The sequence below is a fragment of the Aliamphritea ceti genome, assembly GCF_024347215.1.
GTDB lineage: Bacteria > Pseudomonadota > Gammaproteobacteria > Pseudomonadales > Balneatricaceae > Amphritea > Amphritea ceti.
Map to the genome: position 1 here is coordinate 3,314,045 of NZ_AP025282.1, position 17,348 is coordinate 3,331,392.

The following is a 17,348-nucleotide window of genomic DNA, read 5'->3' on the forward strand; positions in this document are numbered from 1 at the left end:
CCTGACTCTCTTATTAAAATGTTAACTTACTAACTGTGCCCGCAACGCGGTTACACAATCGGCAATATTGCTAAATTCCTGTTGTGCTGCAGGCATCTCTGGCCGTTGCAGCATAAACACTTCTACACCGCTATTACGGGCTGCTTCCAGCTTGGCAACAGTGGCATCGCCACCACTGTTTTTAGTTACCAAGGCATCAATCTGATACTCATTAAACAAAGCTGTTTCTGCTGTCAGGTCAAAAGGCCCGATGGCTTTAATCCACGGCATAGACTCCGGCCAGCTGAACCTTGGCGGCGCAGCGGTACGCAAAATCAGCCGTTGGCCATTCTCTGCAGCCTGAGTCAGTAACTGTTTGCTGAGTTCTTCAGTAAGTTGCCCTGCCGTTAACAGAATATTGCGTTTACCTGCTAACAACCCCGGCAGATCTTGCCAGTCACTATAGCTCTGCCAGTTATCACCGGACTGCTGCTGCCAGGCCGGACGGTGAAACCGCCAGCAAGGCAAATTAAGTTCAGTACAAACATCAACCGCTGTGCGGCTCATGTTTTCAGCAAAAGGATGTGTTACATCGAACACGCCACTGATCTGCTGATCCTGTAAGTAGGCTTTTAAACCGCCAAACTGAGTAAAGCCACCACTGATCACTTCACAGTCCAGCTTTGGTATCCGCACTAATCCGGCCACGCTGTACACCAGCGACAACTGCCCTTGCGGGACCAGTAGCCCGGCATCAGCTAAGGCACTTACCAGGTGTCTGGCATCAGCCGTACCACCGAGGATCAGCCACTTCATGCCTGATCACCATTAGTCATTACGGCTTTAAGGCTGGCGGGATAACAACCCACAAACCCGCCTTTACGGTCTACCGCAAAAATCTCCAGCTGCAGGTTTTCCAGCGCCGGAACATTCATTACGTCTTTCGCTTTCTTCCAGGCTTCTTCACACACTTTAGAAGCTAGATCCACACCGGCATCCTGACAGGACTTCAGTGCCTGCATACTGGTGTTAGCCGCTTTGATTTCTGCCTGCAGGGCGTCATCAGCACCCATTTCAGCAGCCAGGTTAGCCAAATGCTCAAGGTCGATACTGGAAGTCCGGCTATTCAGATCCAGATGGCCATTAGCCAGTTTGGTCAGCTTGCCAAAACCGCCGCATATCGTCAGACGTTCTACCGGTACTTTCTTCAGGTATTTCAGAACGGCACCCACAAAGTCACCCATCTCAATCAGGCCCATTTCCGGAATATCATAAATTCCGGTAATCGCACCTTCACTGGTGCTGCCGGTAGTAGCAGCAATGTGAAAGACACCATTAGTGGTCGCAACATCAATTCCCTGATGGATTGATGCTATATAGGCTGCACAGGAATATGGCCGTACGATACCGGTAGTACCCAGGATTGACAGTCCACCGAGAATACCCAACCGGGAATTCATGGTTTTCAGCGCAATGGTTTCGCCCCGTTCTACGCCGACAGATACTTCAAAACCGCCAGCATATTTGTAGACCTCTGCAGCATTCAGCAAATGATCGGTCATCATCTTGCGCGGCACCCGGTTAATCGCCGGCTCACCAACAGGTAACGCCAGCCCTTCCCGGGTTACAGTGCCAACACCTTCAGCGGCCTTAAAACGCACACCCGGCTCATCCTGCAGACGCAGTTCAACATAAATAGTCGCGCCATGGGTGGCATCCGGATCATCGCCGGCGTCTTTAATCGTCGCCGTGCGCATACCTTTATCCGCAGGCTGATCCGACAATGGCAGATAGCCTTCAATCGTCATATTAACCACTTTGCCTTTTGGCAAAGTGATCTCAACTTTGGATGGCTGTTTGCCGGCCAGCAACGCCTGCACCGCAGCAACACTGCATGCAGTTGCGCAGGAGCCTGTTGTCAGGCCACTGCGTAATGGTTGGGGCGTTTCACTGGTTTCCGGCCACATACTGCTCTACCCGTTACTCTCTAAAATTCAATCAGCTGTTCTGTTAAACATTTCTCTGTTCAACACTTTGCGCCGAATACCCGGGCAACTGCTTCAGGGTTAGATGCAAAGAACAAATGCAAATAACTGGCAGTTAAACCGCGGGACTGATAAATCGATTCACCCGGCGCCGGATGACGCTGGCGACGGCCATAGCCCACAGGTTCAGGTGTGCTTTCACTGCGGGAACGGTGGTGTGCATGTGCACGTACTTCGCCTTCAGGCAGCACAGCCGTTTGCATACCCTGACAACCACGCTTACCACGCATTGCACCTGTGCCCTGCAAAATTCCCAGCATTGGGTGCACATCGCCTTCCAGATCAACCAGATCATTCAGGCTGTACAGGAAGCCACCACACTCAGCCAGAATAGACTTACCAGCATCAAAGAAACCGCGAATCTGGTTATGCATAACAGTGTTTGCAGCCAATGCTTTACAGTGTAATTCCGGGTATCCGCCTGGCAGCCACATAGCATCGGCTTCTGGTAATTCGGCATCATGCAAAGGTGAGAAGAACACACAGCTCGCTCCCATCTGTTCTAACAGACGGATATTGGCGTCATAAATAAAGCTAAAGGCTTCATCTTTGGCGACAGCAATAGTTTTGCCCTGCAACAGAGGTGCGACTTCCGGCACTTCCGCACTGTAAAACGTCACCGGCTCTGGCAGCTGAGTAATCAGTTGTCCATCTACCCATTCCGCACCAGCCGTAAAGCGCTGCTCGAGTTCATCAGCCACTTCTGCAGCCTGAACCAGGCCCAGATGCCGCTCCGGCAGAGCGACTTCTTCAGAACGCGGTAATGTTGCCAGCAATGGCAGACTTTCCGGCAATGCATCACGAATCAGCTCAGCATGACGTTCAGTGCCGCAGTGATTAGCAATCAGACCGGCAACTTTAACGTCATCACGGAAGTTAGCCAGACCACCGGCAATGGCAGCTGCAGTTTGCGCCATACCCTTAACACTCATGACGATCGCAATCGGAATGTTAAAACGAGCAGCCAAATCAGCACTGGAAGGATCACCGTCAAACATACCCATGGCACCTTCAACAATGATCAGATCAGCAACCTGAGCTGCTTCAAACAGCTTCTGCTGGCAATATTCTTCACCAGCCATCCACATATCCAGCTGCTCAACATCTTCACCGGATGCCTGTGCCAGAATTTGTGGGTCTAGGTAATCCGGTCCGGTTTTGAATACCCGTACTACTTTGCCCTGATTAAGAAAATTACGCGCAATAGCAGCAGTGATGGTGGTTTTACCTTCACCTGAACTCGGTGCCGACAGAAAAATTGCCGGGCAGCTGACACTTTGTGTAGTCATTTCTGAGATATCTCCCTCAGTACTCAATACCTTCCTGAGCTTTTACACCCAGACGGAACGCGTGACGTTCATCACGTACACTGCTGATAGTATCTGCAATTTCTTCCAGACCTTCTGGCATTACCCGGCCAGTGATCATAACGTTTTGCTTCGCAGGACGGTTCTGCAACGCTTTGACAACCGGCTCAAGCTCCAGATACTTATACTTGAACATGTAGCTCATCTCATCAAAGATCAGGATGTCGTAGTAATCATCCTGCAGCAGTTGCTCAGCCAGTTCCCAGGCTTTCTCAGCCGCGGAGATATCCTGAGTTTTATCCTGTGTTTCCCAGGTAAAACCATGGCCCATTACGTGCCAGTCAATTTGCGGATGATCTTTAAACAGCTTGAACTCACCGGTTTCAGTCCGGCCTTTAATAAACTGGATTACAGCTGCACGCTGACCGTGACCAACAGAACGTGCCATTGTGCCGAACGCAGAGCTACTCTTGCCCTTACCGTTACCCTTCAGCAGAATCAGTACACCACGTTCTTCAGTTGCCTTGGCAATCTTCTCGTCAACAACGGCCTTTTTACGTGCCATGCGTTCTTCGTGAGTCTGTTTAGGTTTTGCCTGATCTGTCATCGTGCTGCCCTCTTGTTTGGCTCTGTGCTTACAGAGCAATGTATTCTGCGCGTAACTGCTGTGCCAGAACTTCACCCCGGCCGCGCTTTACGCTTGCTTGTTCGGTATCCAGCCAGAAGGTTTTACCCGGCAGGCTGATATCATCTAACTGTGCCTGGCTTCGGCCATCAGTTAACACATAAGTATTTATTTCCAGCGCCGGAAACTGACGCTGAATCTGCTGCAGATAACCTGCCACATGGCTGAATGCCTGATGCATTGGTGTACCACCGCCAGCACTGAGATTATCTAACCAGCGCTGTAATTCTTTTGGGGCGCGGATTTGCGGCAACAGGTTATCGACCTTGTTATTGCCAAAACCAAAAATGGCCAGTTGCTGCCGCTCCAGATAAGCGCGGCGGGCAATTTCAACCATGGCACCTTTCGCCCGGGCAAACACACCTTCAGCCAATGTCGACGCAGACGTATCCAATAACAGGCAGTGCAACTGACTGCGGCCTTCAGGCTTACGCTTAAACACCAATTGCGGCGGCCATTCACCGAGACTCTTACTCAGAGTCGCAAACCAGTCCGGGCGGTTCGTTAGTGCCGTACCTTTTGCTGAACCGCTTTGTGCTGCTGATTTACCCTGACGGCTGGCAGACTGCACAGCCATTGCTTTGCCTTTCAGCGGTGTTGCCTGGTCTAGCTGAGCTGGCAGGGTTACATCAATACGCTGTTCCGCTGCATAGGCCTGAGGTGCCATGCTGCCCCAGTCGCTTTGCTGCCCCTTGCCCTGATCTGAGCCCTCGCCATTACCGGAGCCATCTTGCTGTTCTTGCTCGGATGAATGCTGTTCAGAAGATTGACGCTGGCTGTCATCCGGGCGCTTAAAGCCGTTATTACGTGGCGGCTTAGGTGGCTGTTTAGACTGTTCTTCAGACGGCTTTTTATCAGAACTTTTATCAGAACCTTTATCAGGATCCTGATCAGACGGTGGCTGACTTCCACTATCGCCCTGATCATTCTTACGGCGATGGGTCAGTACCAGTTCGGCAACCGCATCGATATCTTCCGCCAAGACTTCATCACGCCCTTGCAAAGCCGCATGTGCAACCGCCGCACGGAACCAGACGATATCGCCTCGCAAGCCATCAACACCTGCAGCATTACACGCCTCAGCAATTACAATGCGTAACTCATCGCTACAGCTAACCCGGGGCAAAATCTTACGTGCGGTTTTAATCTGTACTAACAACTGCGCCTGAGTCTCTTCATACAAACGGCAGAAGCCTTCAGAATCAGCATCAAAGGCTTCCCGGTGACGCACAATCTCAACACGTTCAGCAACCGGATACTGGTTGCTCAGATGGACTGCCAGACCAAAACGGTCCTGCAACTGCGGCCGCAATGCACCCTCATCCGGGTTCATGGTTCCCAGTAACAGAAAACTGGCGGCATGCTGATGGCTGATACCATCGCGCTCAACCCGGTTAATACCACTGGCTGCCACGTCTAGCAGCTGATCGACCAGATGATCATTGAGTAAATTAACCTCATCAACATAAAGCACGCCCTGATGAGCTTTGCTTAATAAGCCCGGCCGAAAACTAACCTGCTTGTCGCTGAGTACTTGCTGCAGATCAAGAGAACCCAGCAACATTTCTTCGCTGGCACCCAGTGGCAAAGTTACAAACGGAGCAGTCTCATCATCAGTTTCAGTGTGCGGTAAAATATCAACCAGACCCCGTGCCAGAGTCGACTTGGCACAACCACGAGGACCACTGACCAGCACGCCGCCAATCCCGGGATTAACCGCGGCCAGCATCAACGCCTGCTTCAGATTCTGCTGACCGGTTACTGCTGCAAATGGAAACTGCTGTTCATTCATTGTATGTCTGTCTTTCCAGTTAAACCCTGACGGGTTTTATTATTGCTTAGGCCAGTGCGCATGGTGCTCATCAATCACAAAACGGTGCCGGTGGCGATGTTTGGCATGGTAATGCGGATGCACGTGCGGTTCCGGACCTTCCCAGCCTTCATGTGTATGCTGGTGATGTTCATCATGGGTATGCGGGTGTAAGTGCTCCTGAGCAGGATGTACATGCCACATATTTTCCTGATCATCATGCTGCCACAGCTTAGCCGCCAGCATAGTCGCCAACAACGCAACCACACCCAGAATAGCGAAACACACCTGCATACCCCATTCACTGCCGATGCTACCAGCCAGCAAATATCCTACAAGCCACATACCATGCGTTAGCGCAAAGTTTGCAGAGAAATAATCATTGCGGTCGCCGGCATTACAGGAATCTCGCACTACCCGACCAGTTGGAATCAGTACCATTGAAGTAGCACCGCCGATCAGGAACCAGATCGGAAACAGACCTATATAGCCCGGATCAGTTAAACCAAGAAACAAAGCAGCACTAAACAATACACCGCCGGCCAGCATCACCGTACGGTTAGAAAAATGATCCAGTAATTTAGGCAACACAAACGCCAGCGCCATAGACCCCACGCCGGCAGCAGCCATCAATGTCGGCACGGCAGACTCACTCATGCCAAGCACCTGACGAACATACACCACCGTATTCACAATGATCATGGCACCCGCCGCTGAAAGCGCCAGATTAAGTGCCAGAACACCGCGTAACCGCGGCGTCTTAAAGTAACTGATTATGCCAAAGCTAACATGCTGCCAAACCCCACCAGTGCGTTCATTGGCTGCCGCTTTTGGTACCTGTACCAAGAAAATACAACCAGCAGCCAAAACGAAAGCGATAGAATTCAGGCGGAAGAGTAATTCATAAGACGTGATCAGCAATAAGCCGGCAGCCAAAGCTGGGCTGAGCAGGCTTTCCAGCTCCATTGCCAGACGGGACAGAGAAAGTGCCCGGGTGTATTCATCTTCATCAGGCAAAACATCTGGCAGTAACGCCTGATAGACTGGTGTATAGCCGGCAGCCAGTGCATTCAGTAAAAAGATCAGTATGAATATTTGCCACACGTCAGTAGCCAGTGGCAGTAAGAAAACGATAACTGCGCGCCCCAGGTTGAGCCCGGCAAGCCAGCTTCGGCGGGGGAATGCATGACTGTACCCTCCCACAACCGGCGCTACACACAGATAAGCAACCATTTTAACCGCCAGCGCAGAGCCCAGAACCAGACCAGCCTGTAGCGGGCTCAGATCATAAACCATTAAAGCCAGGGCGACCGTTGCCATCCCTGTCCCTAACAGAGATACGACCTGTCCAAAAAACAACCAGCGAAATACTGGATGGGCTAACGGGCTAAAAAAGCTACTCATAAGATTCTGTCTGATCTATTTATCGGATCTAATAAAAAGACGCCTCAAAAATCAGGCCGGCACAGCACTCAGGCTAGTCTGGTAATCGACCAGGCCAGCATCCTGCAACCGCACCCAGCGGGTTGCCAGCTGTTCAAGAAAACTGTCGTCATGGGAGATAATAATCATCGCCTGTGGCAGGTTCTGTAAGGTTGTCAGTAAACGCTCCCGGGCCTTAGAATCTAACGCATTACTTGGCTCGTCCAGCAATAACACATCCGGTTCCATGGCTAATACAGATGCCAGGGTAATCATGCGTTTTTCACCACCAGAAAGCTGATGCGTTACCCGCTCTTCAAAACCTGCCATTCCTAACGACTCCAGCGTTTTGCTGGCAATGTCCATGGCTTCGTTCTGGGTTTTACCCAGGTTTAGTGGGCCAAAAGCAACATCTTCGATAACGGTCGGGCAGAACAGCTGATCATCAGGATCCTGAAACAGGAACCCCACTTTTCCGCGTACTTCAACAAAGTCAGATTCTTCACTACGGGTTTTACCAAACGCAATGATATCGCCCTGTTTGGCCTTTTTCAGACCCATCAGCAAATGCAGCAGAGTCGTTTTGCCTGCACCATTTGCGCCAGTCAGCGCAACGCGTTCTCCACTATGCAAACTGAAATCAACCGCATCCAGCACAACGCCCCGACGCGGGTAGCGATAGCTGAGACCACGGACTTCAAGTAATGCGGTCTTATTCATGTTTGTCATAGTTCTATCTCAAGTTTGTAACAACAGACATCCAACCTGAACATCTGCCTTAATAAAAATTCAGTCCAACAAGAATGGCTAAACAGAAGCCAGTCAGGGCAATAAAGTAATAGTCATGACGAACCATTGCCATGTTATCCAGCAAATACAATTTACCCTGATACCCACGACACTTCATTGCCGCCATAATTCGCTCAGAACGCTCAAGCGAATGCACCAGTAACATACCTACCAGATATCCCATGGAACGCCAGGTATGCATATTACTGCGCAACACAAATGCACGAGCCTGCATCGCCCGGCGCATACGTTTGTATTCCTGACCGATAACGTCCAGATAACGCACGGTAAACATCAGCAAGTGGACCAGCTTTTCCGGCACTTTTAAGCGTGCCATTGCGTGCCCGAGAGTTGTAGCTCCCATCGTGCCAACTAAACCTAGCAACGCCAGTACAACCGCATTTGCTTTCAGTGCAATTTTGCAGGCATGCAGCAAACCTTCGACACTGGCGGAAAAGCCAAACAGGCTGAACATTTCTTTACCTGGCGTCGTAAACGGCAACATGATGACCAGGAATATCATGAACATATCCATAGCAATCACACGTCGCAGAGTGCGCTTAAAATTGAGTTTGGCCAGCGCCGCCACTACCAGTGCCAGGGCCAGCCCAAAAATAAGTACCGCAAAGTTATGCGACAGCACAACTGCGAAAGCAAACAGCACCGCCGCGGCAACTCTCGCCCGAGGATCGAGAATATCGATCACCGAGCTATGATGCTTCAGCTGCTGCCCTTTCCAGGACGTACCGCTATGTTCCAGATTTTGTGGCAAATCTGTCTCCTTGCCGTTTAATCAGACTGCCTGAGCAGCTTGCGCCTGCTTACGCTGACGCCACCACATTCCAATACCGCACAGTCCGAAGATGTAACCGATACCGCCAAGAACATCCTGTAAACCTGCTTTCTCCTGGAACGCACGTAACTCTTTACGCAGCGGTTTAACCTGTTTAGCAACGGCTTTCTCAATCATGCCCTGCATAGCAGCTTCGTCGTATTGCACAGCAGAACCTGTTGACGCCTTAGCGGCTGAAGCTGCTACAGCAGTATCACCACCGGCCAGAGATTCTGACAATTCTTCTGCAGGCAGCGTCATTTCCAAAACATGGCCACTTCCCATTTCCATCCGGAAGATATGATCAATCCGGGTGGTTGCTTCCATAGTAAAGAAGCCTTCATCATCGGTTTCTGTTTCCAGCAATACATTGCCAGCAGCATCTGTCACGATCACCTTAGTGCCGGCAGAGGCCATATCACCGTTTGAAAAACCCGCTTCACCTTCAATGGTGCTGCCAATCGCATATACACCACCCACAACATTGTGAGCACTGGCTGGCAAAGCAAACAGCATTGCCAGCAATACAAATAACTTACGCATTATCCCAATCCTCCGCGAGATGCAGAAATTCTGGTTTAACCTTACGAATCAGCAGCACAGCAGCGGCCGTTACAAAGCCTTCTACTAACATCACCGGAATATGTGCGATCAGCGTTGCTTTCGCAGCCAGCCAGAACGCTTCACCAGACAACGCCAGAGAGCCTGCTACCATCACGGTTGTGACTGCTACAGCCCCCGCACCTCCAATAGCTCCCCAAATAGCAGCTACTTTTGGAGAAGACGCGGCTATGCCATGTCGGCAAAGGAAGTACACCATGACCGCAGGCAAGGCGATGTTGACGGTATTGACCCCTAATACGAGGAAACCACCAAAGCCAAAGAAAACCGCCTGCAGAATCAACGCTACCAGCAATGCAGGGAACGCCGCCCAGCCCAGCGCCAAACCAATCAGACCGTTGAGGATCAAATGAACACTGGAAAAACCAATAGGCAAGTGAATATAAGAAGCAATAAAGAATGCGGCGGACAAAACACCTACCTGAGGCAGGTGCTCATAGTCCATTTTCTTCAGACCGTATGCTACACCGGCAATCGCAAGTAATGCTCCGCCGGCCAGAACCGGTTCGGAAAGCGCGCCATCTACTATATGCATAGCTGTTCCTGAAACTGTAAAACCGGTAGATCTTTAACAGAACTGCCGGCTTCAGTGATTATTTAATATCGTGAGCCTGAACCCAGATAACCGCGTCCTGAGACAACTCTTTACCTTTGTATTCAGTATCTGAACCTACTCCCAGAGCAGCAAAGCCCCAGTGGCCAGACTTTGGAATACCGAATGTAAAGGTACCGTTGGCATCCGCAAAAATCGTCATAGTGACAAATGCATCAGCTGGCGGTGTCATTTCTGCATGATCAGAGAAACGATTATTTTTCACATCCGGCTCGTAGTTCATGTATTCAACTTCGATTTCAGCGAAAGGAACTGGCTCGCCATTGCTTTTAACAACACCGGTAAAGGTACCGCCAGCATAAATAGCGTACGGTTTAGTCAAAGGCACGATCTCTGCTTTAAGACCCAGCTCTTCGTTCCAGTCAGTTGGCAAGCCGCCAACATTGATGATGTTCTTAGTAACCTGCTGAATGTAAATATCTTCTTCAGCTTCGTAGTAAGGCTCTGGGGTCATCACGAAAACATTATCGCCCAGTCCACGAAAGCGTACCTTTGCTTCGTACGCAGGGCCTGTATCTACAGCACTGGTCCACTCAATTGGTACCAGTTTATCCATCAGGTCAGTTTTTTTACCCTTACGGACAGAATAGAATTCTAAAGGCTCACCCATCTTCATCACGTGGCCGCTGGCAGCAGGATGAGTAAATGGCATCTTCAAGACCACCTCACCACCCTTTTCACGCAAAGAGTCATGGGCATAAACCAACTGAAAATGTGCCTGAGCCGTACCGGCTACCAGGGAAGAACCTAACACTAAAGCTGCAGATAACTGCTTGAAATTGAACACGTTTGAATTGCTCCGTCTGAATAAATAAACAGCCAGAGTTGGGAGGAATCAGCACAGCAGATGTGGGAAGAAACATCGCTAAGCCTCGGTGAAGCCCTCCGCAACACCTAGTTATAACAAGTTACCAAGTCGGTATCCGGACTCATCGACGGATTTTCATCCCCTGTTTCGCCTTCCCACTAATTTTGATTCACGGGAATCATTTGCTCGCGGTGGCCAATGAAACAGTTTTATCGATTTACCGTTGCGGGGGCAGTGTTGGGATTGCCAGAACTGGCGCTGCATAATTTGGCAATTACAACAGCAGCAACCGAAATCTAAACTCACCAACTTCCCGGGCAATGCATTTTTTAATGCTTTGCCCTGCGTGTTTGCACACGCAACTCAGTAACGAAAACGCACAATACCTGCACCGCTCAAAGATTGTCAATCAGCGCCGGATAAATGTCGCAATTTAATAAAATAAGGTCTTAAGAAGGGCAATAACAGCCGCCAAACGACGGCTGTTCAGAGTAAACAAAAAATCAATCTCAGGTTACAAACTGGCCGACTGCCAGCTTCAGCTGCTGGGCCTGAGCCGCCACCTCGTCACTGGCAACTACATTTAACTGCGTCTGGGCACTTGCATCATCAATAATCAGCCGGATTTTATCTACATTCTGATTAATCTCACCTGCCACAGTCGCTTGCTCTTCTGTAGCAGCTGCAACCTGAGCTGTCATATCCACAATGGTCGCGGCATCTGATGTAATCGCATCCAGCATATTAATACTCTCTCCCGCCCTTTCAGCACTCTGCTGACTGCGGCTAAGGCTCACCGCCATCAATTCGGTAGCTCTGCTAGTACGGACCTGCAATTGAGTAATCATACCTTCAATTTCACTGGCCGAAGCCTGAGTACGCTCCGCCAGCGACCTCACTTCATCAGCAACCACTGCAAACCCTCTGCCCTGCTCACCGGCTCTGGCCGCTTCGATAGAAGCATTTAAAGCCAACAAATTAGTTTGCTCTGCAATGGATTTAATGACCCCTAATACTGAACCAATTTCTTCGCTATCTTTTTTCAGCGTCTGCACCTCACTATCAGTCTCGCTAGCCTGCTCAGCAAGGCTCTGGATGCTGTCGATTAACTCATGATTACTGGCTTTACTTTGTTCGGCCTGACTCAGGGAGTTTTGTGCGGTTGAAGAGGTCTGTTCAGTATTGCCGGCAATTTCTGCCATAGCCGCTTCCATCTCGTGGACTGCACTGGCAATTTGCACAACTTCATCCTGTTCATTCTGTAAATCAGAGGCCGCCCGGTTAGCACTGCTGGCCAACTGTTCCGAAGACGACTGCAAATGCCCAATTGCTTTTACCACATCACCAATTAACGTCTGGAAGATAGCCATCATGGCATTAAAGTCGCTTCCCATTTTACCCAGCTCATCGCGATTGCCACCTTCATATCGCAATGTCATATCCTTGCTGGCACTGACTTTTTGCATACAGGTCGCCAACGCAGAAATTGGTAACAGAATACTGCGGGAAATGAGTGTAACCGCTACCCCTACGATAAGAGCTACAGCGATCATAATACCTACGGCTAAAAACTGTACCCGGGATACTTCAGCAGCAACATGCGCCTGCAGACCGACATTAATCTGATCAAGTGTGGTTTGAGTATCCTGAGCCTGCTGCTGCATAACCCCTCGCAAACCGGATTCGGCCGTTAGCCCTAATTCTTTACGGGCCTGAACAAGCGCAATAAACTGACGCTTATAATCATCCAGTAAGTCCACTGTCACTTTGCGCTGCGCCTGACTAAAATCCACTTGTCGCAAAACAGCAATTGCCTTATCAAAGTTGCCGGTAAATTTCGTCAGATATTTTTCATTTGAGCGGATAATAAAATCTTTCTCATTTCTGCGTAGCTGCAAAATTCGTACATAAAGCGCATCACTGTTAATCGCGACAACATTTTTTTCCGCTGCATGAACCGCTCCCCGCAAACCACCCCGCAAGCCTTCTTTTTCATTCAAACCAATAGTTTTTAACAGACCCGCAACTTTTACAAAGCTGTCACCATATTCACCAAAATGCTTTCCCAGTACTTGCAACGAACTTTGGGCATCTGCATCAAGCTGCGTCATCGCCTCGGACAAATGGCCGTTAAAACGTGATTTAGCCTCAATAAAACCCGTTTCTGAAGCGCCTTGCAATGTCGTCACGAACGCCAGCTCATGCTGCCCCATTGCCAGCTGATCCTGCTTCAGCTTCCCCACCAGAGATTCGCTTTCGCGAAGTTCATTTAATGTGCCCAGGGAATACATCAGCAAGCCAAATAGCGCCGCCACAGAAAACAGCACAATACCCAGCAGTAAAATAAGTTTGTTTTTGATGGTCATGCAACACTCCACATCAAGACATTTGGTCTCCTGACCGCCCTCACTGACAATCAGATCCAGACTTGATCTGGTGCGCTCAGAGACTCCTGCAAACATCAGTCACCAGCTTAATCACCAATCGGCCAGACAACGCCCTTGACCAAAATCCTTTACCAAGTTTTAGAAAACTAGCTGTCGCACGAAAATTCTCCAGTAAAGTTTGCCCAGTTTGGGGATTATCTATAGTCAAATGTCAGTTGCGTATACTGCAAAAACCATTGCACAAAAATCACTCCGGTGTAGACTTGCCCGCTGCAATTCAGAGAGGTTGGTTATGCGTTCCGTTTACAGTGTCAAAGAGATGTTTTACACCCTGCAGGGCGAAGGTGCTCAGGCGGGCCGGCCGGCGGTATTTTGTCGGTTCACCGGCTGCAACCTGTGGTCTGGCCGGGAACAGGATCGTGCGAAAGCGATCTGCGATTTCTGTGATACTGATTTCGTCGGCACTGACGGACAAAACGGTGATAAATTTCGCAGCCCTGAAGCACTGGCAAAAAGAGTTCGCAGCTTCTGGCCACTCAACAATGAAGGTACACCTTATGTTGTCTGCACCGGTGGCGAACCTTTATTACAGCTGGATGAAGCACTTATTGCTGCCTTTAAAGCAGAAGGTCTGGAAATTGCGCTGGAAACCAATGGAACATTACCTGTTCCGGATGGTGTGGACTGGATATGTGTCAGCCCAAAAGGCGTCTCTGAGATTGTGCAAACCACTGGCCATGAACTAAAACTGGTCTACCCACAAAGCCAGGCATTACCTGAACGCTTTGCCGACCTCAGGTTCGATAACTATTACTTACAACCACTGGATGATGCTTTGCAGACAGCCAACACTAAAGCAGCTGTTGAATACTGCATGGCGCACCCTAAGTGGAAACTCAGCCTGCAGACCCATAAATTTATCGGTATTGACTAAAATAAGCCGTCAGTTTCACCATATTTCAGATTTTTTTCAAAAAAATTGAAATTTTTTTCGTCTCTTCAGGTCTACTTTGCTGATAAAGAATACCGAGTATTTTCAAATTCTTGGCTAACACTTCTATAACCTGCATGAAGTATGATATGCAGGTTGTACATTTTTTTTGCGAAAAAATGCAAAAAAATTCAAATCGCACTGAACTTATTGCGCAACCCCTTCTCTAAATCTGTACATCAACGTTCGAGCAAGACCCCTTTTGTAGTAAAAGTAGTTTCTTCCCAGAGCTTCCCCTCTCTGGGAAGAAGCTACTCCCCTTTTCTTCTAAACGCTTTTTCTACCGTATTTCTAAGTCGCTTTTTGTAAACCAGTGCCTATCTTTTGAACCGCCTTAAAACACGCCCGTCGAATGCACCTTTAAAGCCTTAGTACTAATTTTTAAACCGCATATTTAAAGCCTCTGTAAGCAACTAACATTCTTTGCTATCCTAGCCGGCCTGTTTATTTGCGCTGTTTCAGGCGTAATCAACCTTCTGAATAGTGAATCAAGATGAGTAAGTACTGGAGCCCGGCAATTAATTCGCTCACCCCTTATGTCCCTGGTGAGCAGCCAAAGCAAAATGGTTTGATTAAACTCAACACCAATGAAAATCCGTATCCGCCATCACCTCATGCCATCGCTGCTCTGAATGATTACCCTAAAGAGCGCTTAAAGCTGTACTGTGATCCTGAAGCCACATTGCTTAAAAATGCACTGAAAGACTATTTCAGTCTGGATTATAAAAATGTCTTTGTCGGTAATGGTTCAGATGAAGTACTGGCTCTGGCATTCATGGCGTTCTTCCGTCAGGAGCACCCTATCCTTCTGCCAGAAACCACATACAGTTTTTACGATGTTTACTGCAACCTGTATGACATTGCATATACTCAGCTGCCATTAGATACATCTTTCAACATTGATCTGAGCACATATCAGCAGCCAAATGGCGGTATTATTTTTGCCAACCCGAATGCACCTACTGGCCGGGTATTACCTCTGGAACAGATTGAAGCATTGCTTAAGGTAAATACCGAGTCTCTGGTAATAGTTGACGAAGCCTATATCGATTTCGGCGGTGAATCAGCGGTTGAGCTGGTGCGAAAATATGACAACGTTCTGGTTATTCAAACCTTTTCAAAGTCTCGCAGCATGGCTGGTTTACGTGTTGGCTATGCGCTGGGCCATGAGAACCTGATCGAAGGCCTTGAGCGGGTTAAGAACTCGTTTAACTCTTACCCTCTGGATAGCCTTGCTATTGCCGGCGCCGTTGCCTCTATTGAAGACGAAGACTACTTTAAGGCAACAACACAGAAGATTATCAGTAGCCGCGAATGGACTACCGAGCAACTGACTGAACTGGGTTTCAATGTTATTCCTTCAGCCAGCAACTTTGTGTTCGCCAGCCACCAGCGAATTGCCGGTGCTGACCTGATGACGTATCTGCGCAGCAAAAACTTACTGGTAAGACACTTTAAAAAGCCAGGCATTGATAACTACTTGCGAATTTCTATCGGTACCGACGAAGAAATGACTGCTCTGATAAGTGCACTGAAAGAGTACCCGGGCATTACCGGCTAACAACTTTTCAGCATACAAAATCTTATATACAGAATCTTGTATAAAAAAAGGCGCTACCAAGCGCCTTTTTTGTATCTACAGTTTTGTCCTGCGATTCTATCGGGGCTCTAAATCCCCAATAATACTGTCACCCAGCGCCTTAGCTTCACGCAAATAACTGTCTGCTCTGGCATACATAACCTCAGCATTGTCGTCATCATCGTTCAGCGTGGCGACACCAACACTCAAAGTAAAAGGCACATTGGATACTTCAGTATCCTGCGCCAGACCTGCAGCCATCTTCTTCACCCGGTCAGCTGCCAGAACTCCTTGTGCCTCGTTCGTTTCAGGTAACAGAATTGCAAAATCATCCTCACCTACACGAGCCAGAAAGTCCGCGGTTCGCTTCATCTGATTCAGAGACACCGCCATCGCTTTAAGAATGTCGTCACCGGCATCCCAGCCATATTTGTCATTGATATCCTGCAGATTATCAACACTGATAATCATCAGGCTACAAATCCAGTCATAACGCTGAGCCTGCGCCATAGACTGCGCCAGAACCGGCATCAGTGCCTGCTTATTATACATTCCGGTTAGCAAATCACGGTGCACCCGCGAACGCTCACGTTCGGATTTCTTCCGCTGGGAAATATCTTCAATCCTGCATACAACACTGGGCTCATCACCCGCTGAAGGGGCTAAACGCGCCTCAACCCAGCATGCTGTAGTCATTCCCTGATCTCTCAGATAAGGAATATGCGCAGGATCCAGCAAGATCTCTTTGGTAAGAACCTTGTTATGACTGAGTGACTGATCAATCATGCCCTGCAGGGATTCTGTAATGACGTCCGGAAAAATATCAGAAAGGTGCTTACCCAACAACGCATCATCACCGCCCCAGGGCAGTGATGAGTTACTGTGAGAAGAAAAAATAATGGCTCCGGCCTGACTCAGCACCAGAACATCCTCAGAGAGTACATTCAATAGCGCATCTATACGTGACTGAAGAACATTCGATTTGTGCATTTAATCGCCTCATATCCCTGAACACTGTAAATAAGACCTTACATTCACTTGCTAGGTTGGTGCAACCGCTTACACAATCAGAGCCGGGTTATGTAACAGACGACATCCCATTTTGGGTTTTAGAATTCATATAGTTACCGGACGCCTGAATTTTTCTCACTCTGATCTAGCATTCTCTCTGCTAACCCGACAGCTTTTCCAGCAGGGCTTACCTGCTTCTGCCAGCGCATCCGCCCGACTAACACCTATATCTTTCAGGGCATCATCATCCAACCTCTCTAGCTGAAGACGGCTGCGATAATTAAAAATGCACGCCGCAGAAGCCCCTCGCGTCAGTATTAACAACCGACCAATTCTTTCGCAGATGGATGCCAATAGCTGTCCGTTCAGGCCGGCTCGCCCCTTAAACTCTTTCGCTAACTGAGTCATAACAATCTCCTTTTTCAAAACTGAATACAGCTTAAGGAAATCTCTGATACCATTACAGATT

Annotated in this window: 16 protein-coding genes and 1 riboswitch; of the genes, 2 read left to right on the forward strand and 14 right to left on the reverse strand. The window is 48.9% G+C overall.

The genetic code is table 11. From position 1 onward, the window contains the following. Positions 1 to 21: 21 nt before the first annotated feature. The 12 genes from OCU49_RS15260 to OCU49_RS15315 form a co-directional block, all read right to left on the reverse strand. Positions 22 to 795: a precorrin-6A/cobalt-precorrin-6A reductase gene (locus OCU49_RS15260; RefSeq protein WP_261841416.1), complete on the reverse strand. Its 774-nt coding sequence runs from the start codon at positions 793 to 795 to the stop codon at positions 22 to 24. Next, positions 792 to 1,946 carry a cobalt-precorrin-5B (C(1))-methyltransferase gene (locus tag OCU49_RS15265; protein WP_261841417.1) on the reverse strand — a complete coding sequence of 385 codons (1,155 nt, stop codon included), beginning with the start codon at positions 1,944 to 1,946 and terminating at the stop codon, positions 792 to 794. The genes OCU49_RS15260 and OCU49_RS15265 overlap by 4 nt, the downstream gene beginning before the upstream one ends. 59 nt (positions 1,947 to 2,005) lie before the next feature. Further along, positions 2,006 to 3,313, reverse strand: coding sequence for a cobyrinic acid a,c-diamide synthase CobB (locus OCU49_RS15270; protein ID WP_261841418.1), 1,308 nt, complete (start codon positions 3,311 to 3,313; stop codon positions 2,006 to 2,008). A 16-nt stretch (positions 3,314 to 3,329) separates the two neighbouring features. Then, a complete protein-coding gene (cobO, locus tag OCU49_RS15275) occupies positions 3,330 to 3,938 on the reverse strand; it encodes a cob(I)yrinic acid a,c-diamide adenosyltransferase (protein ID WP_261841419.1) in 609 nt (202 codons plus the stop codon). Positions 3,939 to 3,966: 28 nt separating this feature from the next. Continuing rightward, on the reverse strand, positions 3,967 to 5,808 hold the full coding sequence (locus tag OCU49_RS15280) for an ATP-binding protein (RefSeq protein ID WP_261841420.1): 1,842 nt from the start codon (positions 5,806 to 5,808) through the stop codon (positions 3,967 to 3,969). 39 nt (positions 5,809 to 5,847) lie between these two features. After that, a complete protein-coding gene (locus OCU49_RS15285) occupies positions 5,848 to 7,230 on the reverse strand; it encodes an MFS transporter (RefSeq protein WP_261841421.1) in 1,383 nt (460 codons plus the stop codon). Positions 7,231 to 7,281: 51 nt separating this feature from the next. Beyond that, positions 7,282 to 7,977: an energy-coupling factor ABC transporter ATP-binding protein gene (locus OCU49_RS15290; protein WP_261841422.1), complete on the reverse strand. Its 696-nt coding sequence runs from the start codon at positions 7,975 to 7,977 to the stop codon at positions 7,282 to 7,284. Between the two features lie 49 nt (positions 7,978 to 8,026). Continuing rightward, positions 8,027 to 8,809 carry a cobalt ECF transporter T component CbiQ gene (gene cbiQ / locus OCU49_RS15295; RefSeq protein WP_261841423.1) on the reverse strand — a complete coding sequence of 261 codons (783 nt, stop codon included), beginning with the start codon at positions 8,807 to 8,809 and terminating at the stop codon, positions 8,027 to 8,029. Between the two features lie 21 nt (positions 8,810 to 8,830). Next, entirely contained in the window at positions 8,831 to 9,412 is a 582-nt protein-coding gene (locus OCU49_RS15300) for a NikL family nickel/cobalt ECF transporter subunit (protein WP_261841424.1), read from the reverse strand. Next, on the reverse strand, positions 9,405 to 10,025 hold the full coding sequence (gene cbiM, locus OCU49_RS15305) for a cobalt transporter CbiM (RefSeq protein ID WP_261841425.1): 621 nt from the start codon (positions 10,023 to 10,025) through the stop codon (positions 9,405 to 9,407). Before cbiM ends, OCU49_RS15300 begins: the two co-directional genes overlap by 8 nt. A 58-nt stretch (positions 10,026 to 10,083) precedes the next feature. Then, positions 10,084 to 10,890, reverse strand: a complete 807-nt coding sequence (locus OCU49_RS15310; protein WP_261841426.1) for a DUF4198 domain-containing protein — start codon at positions 10,888 to 10,890, stop codon at positions 10,084 to 10,086. A 110-nt stretch (positions 10,891 to 11,000) separates the two neighbouring features. Beyond that, positions 11,001 to 11,293, reverse strand: a riboswitch (cobalamin riboswitch). A gap of 127 nt (positions 11,294 to 11,420) precedes the next feature. Then, the gene (locus tag OCU49_RS15315; RefSeq protein WP_261841427.1) at positions 11,421 to 13,277 is read right to left on the reverse strand and encodes a methyl-accepting chemotaxis protein; all 1,857 of its coding nucleotides are present in this window, start codon (positions 13,275 to 13,277) and stop codon (positions 11,421 to 11,423) included. A gap of 313 nt (positions 13,278 to 13,590) precedes the next feature. On the opposite strand from OCU49_RS15315, the gene queE reads away from it, so the two are divergent. Further along, a complete protein-coding gene (gene queE, locus OCU49_RS15320) occupies positions 13,591 to 14,232 on the forward strand; it encodes a 7-carboxy-7-deazaguanine synthase (RefSeq protein WP_261841428.1) in 642 nt (213 codons plus the stop codon). A gap of 550 nt (positions 14,233 to 14,782) precedes the next feature. After that, a complete protein-coding gene (gene hisC, locus OCU49_RS15325; protein WP_261841429.1) occupies positions 14,783 to 15,850 on the forward strand; it encodes a histidinol-phosphate transaminase in 1,068 nt (355 codons plus the stop codon). A 96-nt stretch (positions 15,851 to 15,946) separates the two neighbouring features. On the opposite strand, the gene OCU49_RS15330 is transcribed toward hisC, so the two are convergent. Together OCU49_RS15330 and OCU49_RS15335 are read right to left on the reverse strand one after the other, a co-directional pair. Beyond that, entirely contained in the window at positions 15,947 to 16,858 is a 912-nt protein-coding gene (locus OCU49_RS15330; RefSeq protein WP_261841430.1) for a sensor domain-containing diguanylate cyclase, read from the reverse strand. A 156-nt stretch (positions 16,859 to 17,014) separates the two neighbouring features. After that, positions 17,015 to 17,287, reverse strand: a complete 273-nt coding sequence (locus OCU49_RS15335; protein ID WP_261841431.1) for a DUF1127 domain-containing protein — start codon at positions 17,285 to 17,287, stop codon at positions 17,015 to 17,017. Between the last annotated feature and the right edge of the window lie 61 nt (positions 17,288 to 17,348).